At 39.8% G+C, this 13,628-nt stretch carries 13 protein-coding genes and 1 pseudogene; 9 read left to right on the forward strand and 5 right to left on the reverse strand.

What is annotated here, in order from left to right; genetic code table 11:
• Positions 1-80 precede the first annotated feature (80 nt).
• Positions 81-1,520, forward strand: a complete 1,440-nt coding sequence (locus tag AC623_RS08710; protein ID WP_049662092.1) for an amino acid permease — start codon at positions 81-83, stop codon at positions 1,518-1,520.
• A 647-nt stretch (positions 1,521-2,167) separates the two neighbouring features.
• Entirely contained in the window at positions 2,168-2,404 is a 237-nt protein-coding gene (locus AC623_RS08715; protein ID WP_082174368.1) for a DedA family protein, read from the forward strand.
• Positions 2,405-2,759: 355 nt separating this feature from the next.
• Here AC623_RS08715 and phoU read toward each other — a convergent pair whose 3' ends face one another.
• From phoU to AC623_RS08740, 5 genes are all read right to left on the reverse strand, one after another.
• Entirely contained in the window at positions 2,760-3,419 is a 660-nt protein-coding gene (gene phoU, locus AC623_RS08720; protein ID WP_049662093.1) for a phosphate signaling complex protein PhoU, read from the reverse strand.
• Between the two features lie 16 nt (positions 3,420-3,435).
• Positions 3,436-4,206, reverse strand: coding sequence for a phosphate ABC transporter ATP-binding protein PstB (gene pstB, locus AC623_RS08725; RefSeq protein WP_049666421.1), 771 nt, complete (start codon positions 4,204-4,206; stop codon positions 3,436-3,438).
• Between the two features lie 75 nt (positions 4,207-4,281).
• Positions 4,282-5,106, reverse strand: a complete 825-nt coding sequence (pstA, locus tag AC623_RS08730; protein ID WP_049662094.1) for a phosphate ABC transporter permease PstA — start codon at positions 5,104-5,106, stop codon at positions 4,282-4,284.
• On the reverse strand, positions 5,106-6,020 hold the full coding sequence (pstC, locus tag AC623_RS08735) for a phosphate ABC transporter permease subunit PstC (RefSeq protein ID WP_049662095.1): 915 nt from the start codon (positions 6,018-6,020) through the stop codon (positions 5,106-5,108). The genes pstA and pstC overlap by 1 nt, the downstream gene beginning before the upstream one ends.
• Before the next feature lie 51 nt (positions 6,021-6,071).
• The gene (locus tag AC623_RS08740; RefSeq protein WP_049662096.1) at positions 6,072-6,914 is read right to left on the reverse strand and encodes a phosphate ABC transporter substrate-binding protein; all 843 of its coding nucleotides are present in this window, start codon (positions 6,912-6,914) and stop codon (positions 6,072-6,074) included.
• Between the two features lie 578 nt (positions 6,915-7,492).
• Here AC623_RS08740 and AC623_RS08745 point away from each other — a divergent pair.
• The 7 genes and pseudogenes from AC623_RS08745 to AC623_RS21010 all read left to right on the forward strand — a co-directional run bounded on the left by AC623_RS08745 (position 7,493) and on the right by AC623_RS21010 (position 13,363).
• Positions 7,493-9,247 (forward strand): sigma-54-dependent Fis family transcriptional regulator, encoded by a 1,755-nt coding sequence (locus tag AC623_RS08745; protein WP_049662097.1) that lies wholly within the window; start codon positions 7,493-7,495, stop codon positions 9,245-9,247.
• A 300-nt stretch (positions 9,248-9,547) separates the two neighbouring features.
• On the forward strand, positions 9,548-9,766 hold the full coding sequence (locus tag AC623_RS21900; RefSeq protein WP_231603419.1) for a Rid family hydrolase: 219 nt from the start codon (positions 9,548-9,550) through the stop codon (positions 9,764-9,766).
• 12 nt (positions 9,767-9,778) lie between these two features.
• Positions 9,779-11,050 carry a Zn-dependent hydrolase gene (locus AC623_RS08755; RefSeq protein ID WP_231603422.1) on the forward strand — a complete coding sequence of 424 codons (1,272 nt, stop codon included), beginning with the start codon at positions 9,779-9,781 and terminating at the stop codon, positions 11,048-11,050.
• 155 nt (positions 11,051-11,205) lie between these two features.
• The gene (gene dpaL / locus AC623_RS08760; protein WP_049662099.1) at positions 11,206-12,432 is read left to right on the forward strand and encodes a diaminopropionate ammonia-lyase; all 1,227 of its coding nucleotides are present in this window, start codon (positions 11,206-11,208) and stop codon (positions 12,430-12,432) included.
• Positions 12,433-12,461: 29 nt separating this feature from the next.
• Positions 12,462-12,590, forward strand: coding sequence for a hypothetical protein (locus tag AC623_RS22095; protein ID WP_269429908.1), 129 nt, complete (start codon positions 12,462-12,464; stop codon positions 12,588-12,590).
• Positions 12,575-12,862: pseudogene (locus AC623_RS08765) on the forward strand (amino acid permease); the annotation flags it as partial. The gene AC623_RS22095 and the pseudogene AC623_RS08765, both read left to right, overlap by 16 nt.
• Before the next feature lie 318 nt (positions 12,863-13,180).
• Positions 13,181-13,363 (forward strand): iron-containing alcohol dehydrogenase, encoded by a 183-nt coding sequence (locus tag AC623_RS21010; protein ID WP_231603604.1) that lies wholly within the window; start codon positions 13,181-13,183, stop codon positions 13,361-13,363.
• The last annotated feature ends 265 nt before the right edge of the window (positions 13,364-13,628 follow it).

A 13,628-nucleotide genomic window follows, 5' to 3' on the forward strand; every position in this document is an offset into this window, starting at 1 on the left:
CAGCTTCAATTTTTCTGTTAAAAGTGGTTTTTAAAATAAAGAAACTGCTTTTAAAGTAAAGAAGTTAAAGGAGAGTTTTAATGACATCAGGAAACAATCAAACACATGAATTAAAAAGAAGTATGAAGGCTAGACACTTATTTATGATTTCGTTAGGGGGATGTATTGGAACAGGATTTTTCCTTGGTTCGGGCTACACGATCCATGAAGCTGGTCCAACGGGTGCCATTCTTTCTTACTTAGTCGGCGGTTTCATCATGTATTTAACTATGCTTTGTCTTGGTGAGCTGTCCGTAGCCATGCCTGTTTCAGGTTCTTTTCAAACCTACACGACGAAATTTATCGGCCCTGCAACCGGTTTCTCTGTTGGCTGGCTTTATTGGCTTGGATGGGCTGTAACGGTTGCCTTAGAATTTTTAGCAGCAGGCCAGCTTATGCTAAGGTGGTTTCCAGATTCACCAGTTTGGATGTGGTGTGCTATCTTTGCTTTCCTTCTCTTTGTGTTAAACGCTTTATCAACAAGGGCATTTGCGGAAGCAGAATTTTTATTCTCAAGTATTAAAGTAGTAGCTATTATTATGTTTCTTATCGTTGGCGGAGCTGCCATGTTTGGCTTGATTGATATGAAGGGTGGACAAGAGGCGCCATTCTTTTCCCAGTTTTACGCGCAAGGGCTTTTCCCGAATGGCGTATCAGCCCTGCTTATTACGATGATTACAGTTAATTTTTCATTCCAGGGCACAGAGTTAATCGGTATTGCGGCAGGAGAGAGTGAAAATCCTGAAAAAACGATTCCAAAATCCATTCGACAAACGGTATGGAGAACGCTTTTCTTCTTCGTACTATCAGTCTTTGTTCTAGCCGCGATGATACCTATGGAGAAGGCGGGGGTAGTAGAGAGCCCGTTCGTCGTCGTATTAGACAGCATTGGGATTCCTTATGCTGCGGATATCATGAACTTTGTCATTCTTACGGCTCTTTTATCTGTTGCCAATTCCGGGCTATACGCCGCAACACGTATGCTCTACTCTCTTTCAGTGGAAAAAATGGCCAGTCCAATGGTAGGAAGAGTCAACAAAAGAGGCGTACCGATGAATGCATTGCTGATTACCCTTGCGATAGCTGGTTTGTCTCTGCTTTCAAGTGTAGTAGCGGCAAAGACCGTCTTTGTTTGGCTGCTTTCTCTTGCAGGGCTAGGTGCACAAATTGGCTGGATTGCTATTACCGCTTCCCAGCTTGCATTTAGAAAAAAATATATTCAGCAAGGTGGAAAAGTGGAGGATTTAAAATTTAAAATTCCTCTTTATCCGATATTGCCGATTATAGCCTTGATAGCAAACTGTATCGTTATGATTAGTTTAGCGTTTGATCCTGCTCAACGTATGGCCCTTTATTGCGGGGGGACTTTCTTTATTGGCTGTTACATTGTTTATCATTTGAAAATGAAAAAACATCAAATTCTAAATGCAACACAACAAGAAGTCCAGTTGAATCTGGATAAAAAAATAATCCTTAAATAATGAAAAAAGCAGAATCTGCTGTATCAGGGATTCTGCTTTTTTATTTTAAAAAAGACGCAATAAAGAATAATTAATACATATTGTGAAAAATTCAAATATATAATGAAAATAATCTTAATTAAAGAGAAATGCTTGATAGCAAACAAAGCAGACTTTGTTGGTATCCTTCCAAGTGGTCTTTTGCTTCTTTGGTGATGAGTTTCTTCCTTATTATATAAAATACAGCGCTTTTATTTTTCAAGCCATATTCAAGTAAATCTTTTGTGCTTTTATGGTCACTGAATAACACTTTTTTATTTTTGAAGATGTGATCTTTGTCACTTAAATTAAAATAATCTTATGATAGTCTTATACATTAATTATTGTAGTTATAAAATGATTGTTTTCAGAAACGATATTGTTATGCAAGGTTTATCACCGCCTAAAGAGAAAGGCTTGTATAGAGAGGTTCAAATCGAATGCGATATGATGAATATGTAGATGATTTTGGAAGGACAAAAGGGAAAAGCAGCCATACATTTGTTTTTACTATACATAATATATTTAACAGATAAAGAACAAACTAAGACAAGAAATGAATAATAAGAAAAGTTTTTTGGTGGTATTAATAGTTTAAAAATGAGAAATACTGTACACCTTATAAAAAAATGTTCCAATCTATTTATGGAGTATGGACGATGTTTTTCTGTTGGTTTGTCCCTTTAATGAGAAGTTTGATTTCCTTGCCAGCTGGCATGATGCGTATGAATTTTCGGGTGTTTTTAGTATTTACCACTTTAGGAACGCTAATTTGGAATGCAGTCCTCGTAAATGTAGGGACTGCCGTTGGGGGGTCGTGGGACAAGATTGTAGGGTATATGGATATATACTCAAATGTCATGTAAGGAGTGTTCGGTTTATTATTTATGGCGCTTGTTGTTTTGTTCATCAGAAAAAGAATGATTGTGAAATAAATAAGTCTCTCTTAGATAACTTTGTTAGACCCTCGTCCTAAATCTAGGAGGAGGGTATCTAGGTTGCAAGCACAAAGAGGGACAAAACAGAAAAAATAAATGCATAAAGCGTAAAGTCGGAAGGAGAGACTTTACGCTTTATTGTATAAGATATATTCCAGGCGGTTCCAACCGAGGAAGCCGCATAGAAAGAGTAGGGGAGGAAACGAAAATAATGGATCCTCAGGGAGTGATGTATCCCAAACTTACTGTTGTAATGATTGTTTCTTAGCAAACTGCATCATTACTAAGAATTTAAATCATATATTTGGCCTTTGATCAGGTAAGCAGCACTTTCAGCGATATTCGTAATATGATCGGCTGTACGTTCAAGGTAGCGGTTTATGAACAAGAGCTGCACTAACTGAGTTGTATCTTCTAAATTTTGTTTCAACTCTTCGGTGATCCGCTTATAGTTCTCAGCATAATGGTTGTCGACTTGATCATCCAGATCAGCAACCTCTCTAACAAGAGAGATGTTTCCATCTATAAACGAAGTCACTGCCATATGAAGCATGTTCATAGATATTTCTTTCATTTGCTCAAGATTCGTTAGGCTTATCAAAGAGTGAGCTGTTCCGATTTTAATAGTTGCTTTCGCGATATTCGATGCAAAATCGGCGATTCGCTCGATGTCCGATGTGATTTTTAAAGAAGCGATGATTCTTCTTAAGTCTGTTGCAAACGGCTGCTCTTTCGCTATGAGCCACACTGCGAATTGATTTATTTCAATATCAAGATTATCGATAACTGTATCGTCCTCGATTACCTTTAAAGCCAACTCCATGTTTTGAGTCTGAAACGCAGTAAAAGCTTTCTCAAATGCAGAAATGGCAAGTTCATTCATTTCTATCATCTTATTCTGCAACTCTTGTAAACTGTTATCAAAATTCTTACGTGCATTCATGGAAATCATCCCTTCATTAACCGAAACGTCCGGTTACGTAATCTTCTGTTCTTTGGTCTTTTGGATTAGAAAAGATTTTCTTCGTGACATCATATTCAATGATTTCACCATTCAAAAAGAAGGCGGTTTTGTCAGATACACGTGCTGCCTGCTGCATATTGTGGGTAACAATGACAATCGTGTAATCTTTTTTCAATTGAGCGATTAATTCCTCCACTTTGAGCGTGGAGATAGGATCTAATGCAGAAGTGGGCTCATCCATTAAGATGACCTCCGGCTTCATCGCGATGGCACGCGCGATACAAACACGCTGCTGCTGACCGCCTGATAGCCCGAGTGCCGATGTTTTTAAACGGCCTTTCACTTCATCCCAAATTGCCGCTCCACGCAAACTTTCCTCGACAATTCGATTTAATTCTCTTTTACTTTTTATACCCTGCATTCGAGGGCCATATGCTACATTGTCATAAATACTCATCGGAAAAAGATTTGGCTTTTGGAAGACCATCCCAACCTTTGTCCGAAGCTGAATGACATCGTGAGATTGGTAAATGTTTTCGTGATCAATAGTAATATCACCAGAAATCTTTACCCCATCAATTAGATCATTCATCCGGTTTAAGGTTCGTAAAAAAGTCGACTTACCGCAGCCGGAAGGACCGATTAAAGCTGTCACTTGCTTTTCCTGAATATCAATTGAGATATTATAGAGTGCTTGTTTATCACCATAAAATAAGTTCAGATCATTTACGCTAATCTTAGTTGCTTTCTCTATTTGCTGATTCATAGGCGATAATTCTTCCTCCTTGCTTTCTTTGTTCCGCTCCAGTAATGCTGTACTCATGTATCGCACCTCATTCAATTAATAGTCAGCCTTATTTAATTTCTTTGATATAAACGTCGCTAAGAGGTTCAAAACTAAAATAATGACAATTAACACGATTCCAATGGCAGCTGCAAGCTCAATGTCTCCAGCCTCCTGAGTCACCAAGTAGGAGTGAACAGTTAAAGTTCTTGCAGATGAGAAGATACTTTCAGGCATCGCTGCTACCGTTCCAGCTGTTAAAAAGATCGCGGCAGATTCACCAACAATTCTCCCGATTGAGAGGATGATTCCCGATAGAATGCCGGGCATAGCGCTTGGCAAAATCACTTTATATAAAGTTTGCAGCTTTGTTGCACCAAGGGCGAGGGATCCCTCCCTGTACTGGTGTGGTACTGTCTTTAAGGCTTCTTCTGTTGTTCGGATGATCACGGGCAATACGATAATAGTTAGAGTCAGAGAAGCTGCTATGATAGACATCCCTAATTTCAGCGTAGCGACAAAAAATACTGCCCCAAATAATCCATAAATGATAGAAGGGATTCCTGTTAAACTTTCTGTTGCAAATCGGATCATTTTTACTAATCGGCCTTGTTTAGCGTACTCTTGAAGGTACACAGCCGCCAAAATTCCGATTGGTGTCGCAATCAATAACGAAATGACGATTGTATAGATCGTTGTGATAATCATCGGCCAAATACCACCGCCACCTGTTGGTGAGTAATCGCCAAAGATGAAATCCAAGCTGATTAATCGGAACCCTTTGAAGAAGATGTACCCTACAATGACGACAAGAATGGCAACAGTCAGAAGGGCGGAGAACCAGAGAAGTCCGCGCAGCAAATTATCTTTAAACCTTCGCATTAATTACCACCCCTTGAACTGATTTTTGCTAATACGAAATTTAACAATAAAATAAAGGAGAATAAAACGATTCCAGTAGCAAACAGCATTTCTTGATGAGTACCGAATGCATAGCCCATTTCTAAAGCGATGTTGGTCGTCAGCGGACGCATACTGTCTGTCAGGCTTGTAGGAATGATGAGACTGTTTCCTGCAACTAGAATGACCGCCATTGTTTCTCCAATTGCTCTTCCTAAACCCAGTACAATAGCTGCCATAATGCCTGATTTGGCTGCTGGTACGACCACTTTAAAGATGGTTCCAATTTCAGAAGCACCAAGTGCCAAGGATCCTTCTCGATATGTTTTTGGAACGGCACGAATAGCTGTTTCAGCGACAGTCACAATCGTTGGAAGCATCATGATCGCTAAGACAAAGATGACCGCCAACAAGCTTTGTCCTTTCGCTAAACCTAAGTTGTTTTGCAAGAAAGGAACGATAATAGCAAGTCCAAATACACCATATAACACGGACGGGATACCCGCCAGCAGTTGTACCGCTGGTGAGATAATTTTGGCCATGCTTTTTGGGGCAAGCTCCGATAGAAAAATGGCGGTAAACAGTCCGACAGGTACTCCAATGATCAGAGCGCCAATAGTCGCGTAAACTGATGCGACAATCATCGGGAATATTCCAAATTGATCCTCACTTGGCACCCAATCCGTTCCGAAAATAAAATCTATAAAGCTATAGCCTTCTGCGATGAATGGATGTGAGCCCTTATAAAAGACGAATCCAATGATGAGCAGTAAACTAAATACCGATAAAAGGGCACAAAACAAGAAAACTTTTGATGAGACATTCTCCAGAAAATACTTCTTTTTATTAGATTTTCTGTTATTCGTAGTTTGCTTTTCAATAGGCAGGCTTGCCATGCTGCATTCCCCCAAGATTTCTTTTGCTTTCCAACAATCTATGAATTGTAATTAATGTAAGGATATAGCTCCTGTTTCAGAAACGATCGCTTGTCCCTCTGGGCTTAAGATGTAATCAATAAACTGTTGCCCGGCATCCGTTAAATGATCTTTCTTGTAGACGAATAAAAAGGGACGTGACAGACTATATTTTTGCCGTAGAACGTTTTCCGCCGTAGCTTCCACTCCATTGATTTTTACAGTAGAAATGGATTCATCAATGTATTCGAAAGAAATAAAGCCAATGGCATGCTCATTTGTCGCAACCGTTGTTTTAATATTGCCGTTGCCGCTTGCGATAATAGAGCTTTTCACTAATTCGCCTGACGTGTAACCGACAATTTCTTGAAAGGCATCACGTGAACCAGAGCCGTCCTCACGAGAAACGACTACTATTTCCTTGTCGTCTCCACCGAGTTGCTTCCAGTTTGTAATCTTGCCAGTAAAAATTTGTTTTACTTGCTCTGTCGTAAGGTTATCAACTTTGTTGCTTGGATGAACAACCACTACAATTCCATCATAAGCGATGACTGTCTCATCCAATCCACTTTCCTTTTCTTCTGGCTTTAAATCACGTGAAGACATGCCAATCTCTGATACGCCGCTTATGGCATTTGTTATACCGGCGGAAGAGCCGATTTGATTAATCTCTATATTAACATCCTGATTTTCTTCATAATTGAACGCTAATTTTTCGGCTAAGGGTCCTACGGATGTAGAACCAGAAATAGAGATGGTATTTTTTCCTTCATTTAACGAACTCGCTTCATTCTCGTTATTTCCTCCACATGCTGTTAAAACAGCAACTAGGGATAATAACCATAATCCATTCGCTGCTTTTTTTATAAGCCTCATGTCTTTACCTCCAGATGGTCTATTGGCAACTGAAATTGTTGAATTTTATCACAATGTTAAGAATAAAGGCTCTTTGTAAAGTGTCTATGTCTGTTTTGTAAAAGTTTTGTAAATGCGTCAAAATGATAGGTTTTGCCAAAATGGGTGGTTAAGCCTGATGAAGCTTCTTTATATAATTTTTATCTTTTAGTTTTGATAAAGAGGAAGAAAACTAAGTTTTGTTACAAAAGAGAGCAGATGCAGACCCGGAAAATCAGTAGAATATAACTGCACACTGCCCGCCAAAGCTCCAAATAATTAATAAGAATGTATTTCTTAGAAGCTTTTTCTCCGGCACTAATCATCGAATGTTAAAAGCTAATTTTACAAATTATATGGCAAAGTAAAAAAATCGATGGTACTGTGGCATTACAGTAGTTAGCCGAGTTGCTTGGAGTTCTCTTGAACAAGACAGACAGAAAATTAGGAGATTAAACAATCAATTTCGACAGTGGATTGCAAGTGTCCCCGATGATATCAAGGATTATTTGCCAATTTCACCTCGAAAAGTGGAGGTTATTAAGAATAGGGGTGGAAAGATGGATTTACTGGATATTCAGCCTGCGGTTCAACAGATTGCTGATGCAATTGCAGCTGTTTTGAAGATTGAAGTGGAGATTGCAAATCATAATTTTATAAGAGTGGCGGGTACGGGAGCACACAAAGAAAGCGTTTTGCGTAAAATGGAAGGAGATTTCGTTTACCAATCGGCTGTTAGGACTGGGCAACCCGTGGTAATTGAAAAGCCAGGTTATGTACAAGTTTGTGAAAGATGTAGATTTTATGGAAATTGTTCAGAGACCGGAGAGATTTGTGCCCCCATTACCTATGAAGGCCAGTCTATAGGGGTGATCGGCTTATTGGCATTTAACGAAGAGCAACGGAAGATACTCTTTGATAATACAGAAGGAATCCTAACGTTTTTAAGTAAAATAGCTGATCTTTTAGCTAGCAAATTACACGAACATGATATGATTCAACAGCTAACCATAAACACAGAGAAGATGGCTAAAATCATGAACCTCGTCAATCAAGGAATTATTGTGTTAGATGAGAAAGGCACCATTGAAGAAATGAATGTAAAAGCGGAAATGTTATTAGGTATCGAAAATAATCGTTCGCTTCCAATTGATGTAAAGAATTTTTTAAGTGAAATGATTCATCATACGGATGAAAAGAGTCAAACGATAAGCACGTTAATCAACAAAGAAGGAAAATCATTTTTTATAAACAAGCAAAAGCTATCCGCTTCAGAGCGTTATTCTGAGTATTTACTCACTCTTCAAGATGCAAATGAAATCCGGCATCTGGCAGAAAAAACTGCAGAGGAGCAAAAGAAACCGTTTGATCAAATCATAGGGGTTAGTCCTCAAATAAAAGAGGTTAAAGATTATGCTTATAAAGTATCTCAATCTCATTCCACTATTTTAATTCAAGGTGAGAGCGGGACTGGCAAAGAAGAGTTTGCTAGAGCCATACATAATGCTAGTATGCGTAAAGAAGGCCCTTTTATTACGGTTAATTGTGGCGCGATTCCAGAACATTTATTAGAAAGTGAATTGTTTGGGTATGAAAAAGGCGCGTTCACCGGAGCGAATCGTAACGGAAAACCTGGTAAGTTTGAATTGGCTCATAACGGCTCTATTTTTCTGGATGAAATTGGAGAAATGCCTTCTTTCCTGCAAGTTAAATTATTACGTGTTTTGCAGGAGAGAGAAATCGAGCATCTTGGGGGAACGGCACCTATCCCGGTTGATGTGCGTGTAATAGCGGCGACAAATAAAGATTTGCAGGAAATGGTGAGAATGGGTACTTTCAGAGAAGATCTGTATTTTCGGTTAAATGTTATTCCCATCATCATTCCGCCGCTAAGAAGCCGCAAGGAAGACATTTTGGCTTTAAGTGAGCATTTCACATCTATGTTTAATGAACTTTTTCATGCAAATGTTTTGGGGGTTGGAAATGATGTTAAGCAGTTGATGTTACATTATCCGTGGAAGGGAAACGTCAGGGAATTAAAGAACTTCATTGAATACTTGTTCAATTTCATTAAGAGCGGATGGATCACTATGGACGAGGCCGAAGAGCTAATTCATCGTAAATTAAAGGTTAAAAAGGAAAATATCGCAATCAAACCTACTTTTTCGCTCATTGAAATGGAAAAAGAAATGATAAAAAAAGCGATTGAGTATGTCCGTCATCAACATTTAAATATCGAGGAGGCAAGTGAATTGCTCGGAATTGGAAGAGCGACTTTATTTAGAAAAATAAAAAAGTATCAAATTGATACGTAATATCAAAGTGATACCTCTTGTCCTTATCATTATATATCATCGTTCTTAGATAGCCAGGCAGCCGTTCGGTATCATTTTGATACTGAACGGCTGTTTTTTTATCTCAAATTCTTCTAAAACAAGGGTTTATTGAGTTGGCATAATAATTGCAATGGTTATAGAGAAAAGATTAAAAGGAGGAAGTACATATGATTCAGCCCATTCAATTAAAAAAGCACCCGCAGCCGTTGGTTCATATTCACAAGCCGTTACAGCGGAGAAAGTGTCGGCCAAACCGTTGCTGAACAATCAGAACAAATCATGAAGAATATAATCGGTCTTTTATCAGAGTTAGGTCTTGGTTTGGAGGCCGTTGTAAAAACAACGATATTTCTAAATTCAATTGATTTCTTTCAAAGTGTAAATGAAGTATGGGGATCTTACTTTTCCACATATAAGCCGGCAAGAAGCTGTGTAGAAGTTTCAGCGATCCCAAAAGGAGCATTAGCTGAAATAGAAGTCATCGCAAAGCTGAAATAAGGGGGTTACGAAATGAAAATGTCGAAAAGTGAAATCCAATTTAAGAGTTTTAATCTGTCAATTAACGCGGAACGGTTGTTTAGCAGACTTACTAAACTCGGTCAGATTGGACGTGACGGAGACGGAAAGCTGACTAGATTAGCAGCCTCTGACACAGACAAAGCGGGGCGTGATGCGGTGGTATCCTGGATGAAGGAGGCTGGACTAGAGGTCGTAATCGACCGCATCGGCAATGTTTTCGGTATTTGGCGTAGTCCTGATGCCGAAAATCAAGCGCCAGTCCTAATGGGGTCACACATAGACACAGTGATCAATGCGGGTATTTATGACGGGTGCTATGGCGTACTTGCTGGCATTGAAGTCATCAAAACTTTACGGGAGGCTGAAGTTGTTCCTTCTCGCCCGATTGCGGTTGCAGCGTTCACCAATGAGGAAGGGGTACGCTATGCTCCTGACATGATGGGCTCTCTTGTATACGCAGGAGGTCTCTCTGTTGACAAGGCGCTTGCGACGGTTGGCACCGACGGGACATTGCTAGGTGAAGAGCTTGAGAGAATTGGTTATGCGGGGACAGAAGATCCAGGATTCTTACAACCGCATGCCTATGTAGAACTTCACATAGAGCAAGGTCCGGTACTTGAGCGTATGGGAATCCCGATTGGCGCAGTGGAAAATCTTCAGGGAATCTCATGGCAGCGCATTACAATAGAAGGAGTTGCGAATCATGCTGGGACTACGCCCATGGCTATGCGACGTGACGCAGGACATGCGGCCGCAAGAGTCGTGACATTCTTGCATGACCGTGCCATCAGCTCACCTACACCGACTGTGGCGACAGTTGGCTGCCTTGATTTCGAGCCAAGTGCTATCAATGTCATCCCTTCGCGTGCCACGTTTACCGTCGATTTACGCGACCCTGATGAACAGCGATTAAAGGACGAAGAAGCTGCACTAGCAGATTACCTCAAAAAATTGGCCGCTGCCGAGGAGGTTTCAATCACTGTAGAGCGACTGGCGCGCTTTGAACCGGTTATGTTCGCTGACAATATTGTTGAGCTAGTAGAACATACGGCCGATCGCCGTGGCCTATCGTCCATGCGAATGACGTCCGGTGCAGGACACGATGCACAGATGATCGCCCGTATTTGCCCAACGGCTATGATTTTCGTTCCGAGCGTCGGTGGGATTAGTCATAATCCTCGTGAGTACACTCCAGAATCGGACTTGGTTGCCGGAGCGAATGTATTACTCGATGTAGTCAGCCGTCTTGCAGGCGTACTATAAATTACGAGTGCAAGGCGATATAAAGTTAAATTTTTTTGACCTGAAAAGTAGTTTTGTGACAATCATAAATAGCAAAAAGCTGTGTTTTTGCTATATCAAAGGGAGCTTTAGTTGAGTTAGAAGTCACAGCAAGACCAAAATAGGAGGGGCTTTTCATGCAGAAAATCATACAAACCGATATAAAATGGGCTGAGAATAATTTCTGTTCACCTGAGTATAACGAAGAGGAGTTATCAATTTTTGAGGAAAGGCAGATTAAAAGCGTACACGAGTTTCAAAAAACGCATCGTTTGTACACCGAAACTCCTTTGCATCATTTAAAACATTTAGCTGAGCATTTAGATGTTGCAGATATTAGAGTCAAAGATGAATCGCACCGCTTTGGTCTGAATGCCTTCAAAGTAATGGGAGGCATATACGCCATCGCCAAGTACTTGGCAGATCTTTTGGGAGAAAATATTGAAACTCTCTCTTTTGCAGAGTTACAGTCTCCATCAGTGAAAGAAAAGCTTGGTGAATTGACTTTCATTACAGCAACAGATGGGAATCATGGAAGAGGGGTTGCTTGGGCAGCAAGGGAGCTTGGGCATAAATCAGTAGTCTACATGCCGAAAGGGTCAACACAGCAACGATTGCAAGCCATCCGCGATGAAGGCGCCGAGGCAGAAATCACCACCATTAATTACGATGATACGGTCAGAATGTGCGCCCATCTTGCAAATGAAAAGGGGTGGGTAATGGTTCAGGATACAGCATGGGAAGGCTATGATGACATCCCGCTGTGGATTATGCAGGGATATGCCTCCATCGCAAAAGAAATTGTGGAACAGTTAGATATAGATCGTGGGCAACAACCAACACATATTTTTCTTCAGGCCGGTGTAGGATCATTCGCAGCAGCCATTGCAGGATACATGCTTCAGCATTACCGTCATAATCCTCCAATTATTGCGGTAGTTGAACCCGAACAAGCAGATTGTTATTATCGCTCTTTTTTAAGTAAAGAAGGCATGAGGGAAATAGTTGATGGAGAGATGAACACAATCATGGCAGGATTGGCTTGTGGAGAACCGAATACTAGAGCATTTCGTATACTTCGTCAATATGCCAAGGGAACATTCTCCTGTAACGATAATATCGCCGCACTCGGTATGCGTGTGTATGGCAATCCGCTGAAAGATGATCCGCGTGTCATTTCAGGTGAATCAGGCGCCGTTACACTGGGTTTGTTATACCATTTGCGAAGTCTTGCCGATGACTCTGTAATGAGCAGTAAGCTCTCACTTGATTCCCATTCTCGAATTTTGCTCATCAGTACTGAAGGAGACACCGATCCATCCACTTATCAAAAGGTTGTATGGGAGGGACTTTGTCCAAATTAACGAAGTCTTATTTTAGGTGAACAGTTCTTATGTTGACATTGATCCGGATCATTATCGAAAAGTATTATGGGATGGGGCATATCCATCTATACAATAAATTTTTTGGAAAAATAGTTCATAATGGAGAGAATTTAATAGGACATGGTTTGTTATTCTGATTAGTCATATTCGATTCAGAAAAGTAAAAGGAGCTGAAATAGATAATCATCCATTCAAAATGCCTTTTGCACCTGTTACAAACTATTTGACGATTGCCTTCTTAATTATGGTATTAACCGGTATGTGGTTAAATGATGACACACGTATCTCGTTTATTGCAGGGGTCATTGTTCTGGGTATCGTTGTCTTTAGTTTTTATGCTTTTGGATTAGGCAAACGTACTCGAGTAGATACTCAAATAGAAGATGAAGATGAAGTAATAAATCAATAATTTAATTCGTTTAATTTAACGATAGGATAAGCAACATCAGTAAAAAACGATATAAGAAAAAAACTTGTGTCCCATCATCGTCGATATTTCTGTCCCTAATGACAGCCAAATCTGTTGATAAACCGCAAAAATACATTGAATAATGCTATTTGTTTTTATTAGACTACCCCGAGAAAGACAGTCAATAGATTAAATGGTGCAAAACCTACAGCTAGGGAAAGAATTTCTGCCATTTCATATTTATTTCTTGAAATAGATATGAGATGGCTTCATTAAGTAATCACTGCAGCAACGGGGATAGATGCATTAACACATGCGATTGAATCGTATACATCAGATAATGCTAGTCCTGTTAGTCAAGGATTGGCTATACAGGCAGTAAAAATGATAGTTGAAAATTTAACTAAAACTTATTTTGTTGAAACGGATATAGAAAGCAGAGGGAAAATGCTACTCGATGATAGCTCGAGTAGCATTTTCCCATTCTCTATTGGGGAATGAAGCAATCGATGAAGATCCCTCTAAATAAAGAGATTGGGATGGATCGTGAAGGTGGACATCAAGGACTGGGCAAATATTTAGAGGAAAAATATATTTCCATGGGTATTAAAACAAATAATTAAAAGAGCAACTGTTCATCGTAAAAAACAATGTGACATATAAACATAACTCTTAACATGTTTTTTTACGTTTTCTGCTGAAGCTGCCCAATATAGACTGAATCATAAGCACCCTTATGGTGAATGGATCCCTGTCAAGTAGTCAA

It is taken from the genome of Bacillus sp. FJAT-27231 (assembly GCF_001183975.1).
GTDB classification, from domain to species: Bacteria; Bacillota; Bacilli; order Bacillales; family Domibacillaceae; genus Pseudobacillus; species Pseudobacillus wudalianchiensis.

Bases quoted from the DNA above. Each gene is read 5' to 3' on its own strand.
- AC623_RS08710 (WP_049662092.1), top strand. From the start codon at position 81: ATGACATCAGGAAACAATCAAACACATGAATTAAAAAGAAGTATGAAG.
- AC623_RS08715 (WP_082174368.1), top strand. From the start codon at position 2,168: ATGTTCCAATCTATTTATGGAGTATGGACGATGTTTTTCTGTTGGTTT.
- phoU (WP_049662093.1), bottom strand. From the start codon at position 3,419: ATGAATGCACGTAAGAATTTTGATAACAGTTTACAAGAGTTGCAGAAT.
- pstB (WP_049666421.1), bottom strand. From the start codon at position 4,206: ATGAATCAGCAAATAGAGAAAGCAACTAAGATTAGCGTAAATGATCTG.
- pstA (WP_049662094.1), bottom strand. From the start codon at position 5,106: ATGCGAAGGTTTAAAGATAATTTGCTGCGCGGACTTCTCTGGTTCTCC.
- pstC (WP_049662095.1), bottom strand. From the start codon at position 6,020: ATGGCAAGCCTGCCTATTGAAAAGCAAACTACGAATAACAGAAAATCT.
- AC623_RS08740 (WP_049662096.1), bottom strand. From the start codon at position 6,914: ATGAGGCTTATAAAAAAAGCAGCGAATGGATTATGGTTATTATCCCTA.
- AC623_RS08745 (WP_049662097.1), top strand. From the start codon at position 7,493: ATGGATTTACTGGATATTCAGCCTGCGGTTCAACAGATTGCTGATGCA.
- AC623_RS21900 (WP_231603419.1), top strand. From the start codon at position 9,548: ATGAAGAATATAATCGGTCTTTTATCAGAGTTAGGTCTTGGTTTGGAG.
- AC623_RS08755 (WP_231603422.1), top strand. From the start codon at position 9,779: ATGAAAATGTCGAAAAGTGAAATCCAATTTAAGAGTTTTAATCTGTCA.
- dpaL (WP_049662099.1), top strand. From the start codon at position 11,206: ATGCAGAAAATCATACAAACCGATATAAAATGGGCTGAGAATAATTTC.
- AC623_RS22095 (WP_269429908.1), top strand. From the start codon at position 12,462: ATGTTGACATTGATCCGGATCATTATCGAAAAGTATTATGGGATGGGG.